Annotated in this window: 2 protein-coding genes; both read right to left on the bottom strand. The window is 43.8% G+C overall.

The genetic code is table 11. The features are described 5' to 3' along the window. On the bottom strand, positions 1–450 hold a 450-nt coding region (locus AC1DUA_RS38690; protein ID WP_477504734.1), incomplete at its 3' end, for an S-layer homology domain-containing protein. Positions 451–512: 62 nt separating this feature from the next. Continuing rightward, a complete protein-coding gene (locus AC1DUA_RS38685) occupies positions 513–914 on the bottom strand; it encodes an NUDIX hydrolase (protein WP_477504733.1) in 402 nt (133 codons plus the stop codon). Positions 915–1,089: the final 175 nt, after the last annotated feature.

Raw genomic sequence — 1,089 nt, 5'->3', positions numbered from 1 at the left:
GAGCAGCGCTTTACCGACAACGCTAGCCACTTCTTCTCTGGTTATCGCAAGATTCGGGTGAAACTTGCCCTGCGAATCCAGCATAAAATCAATCCATTTCTGCTCATAAGCCGCGGATACGAATGGATATGACCAACGCCCCTTTTCAACATCCACGAGTGCTCCCGTCACAGCGGAGCCAGAAGCAACTTCCTCCTGCTTGGCATTCATCAACAATTTAATGAACGCTTCCCGCGTTAGAATTCCCTCCGGTTTGTACGTTAAATCCGAATATCCATCAATAATACCGATCGCCGATAGCGAATAGACCTCATTTTGAAACCAATCCTCATTGGTTACATCCGTAAAAGGTTGTAAGGAAACGTCATATGCATAAGCGCTTCCTGCCGAGGCCAGTACGAAAAGTGCAGCGGCTTGAACAACCACTTTTTTAATTATAGACAATGCCATTCTCTCCCCTCTGTCCTAATTTGACGTCTAGAGAGAGAATTAGTTGCACAAGAGTAGAAAGCTTATGACAGCAGATTATTCTCATGCAAGTGATCAAAAATGATTTGAACCACGCGAGAAACTCGATCCCTATCCTTATAAGACAGCCATTCCAATTCGTCAATTTCGGAAGCAGGACTCAGCTCGCCGTCAAAATCCGCCGTATAACAAGCCATTTTCACCACAATACCCTCAGCTTTGCCGTCTGCTTGTGCTTCGAAATTCCCGAAATGAACCACCGTTTCCGGTTTAATATGTACGGAAAGTTCCTCCTCGATTTCCCGGATCAACGTCTCCGTATCTGTCTCCCCAGGGTCTCTTTTGCCTCCCGGTAAATAATAAAGTTCTTTGCCCTTGGAGCGCGTCCCCAATATTTGTCCATCAACGATACGAATCAGCGCAATTTTATCAATAAAAGTTGTCATGTCATTTTCTCCTTATCTTGAAACCCTATTTTCTATTGAAGCGTATTAAAACAATACCAAACCAAACCAAAATTCTCAAATTTAACGGAAAAGGAAGTGATTATTGATGAGAAAGTCGATGCTGCTATTCGTTGTTCTTTCATCCATGATGATAGGGGCGTGTTCCTTCCTGGAT

This window comes from Paenibacillus sp. 01T422, assembly GCF_056398785.1.
Note: the sequence above shows the minus strand (reverse complement) of the source record. Positions and strands in the feature narration are given on the sequence as shown.

Coding starts and splice junctions, on each gene's coding strand:
- AC1DUA_RS38685 (WP_477504733.1), bottom strand. CDS start 914: ATGACAACTTTTATTGATAAAATTGCGCTGATTCGTATCGTTGATGGA.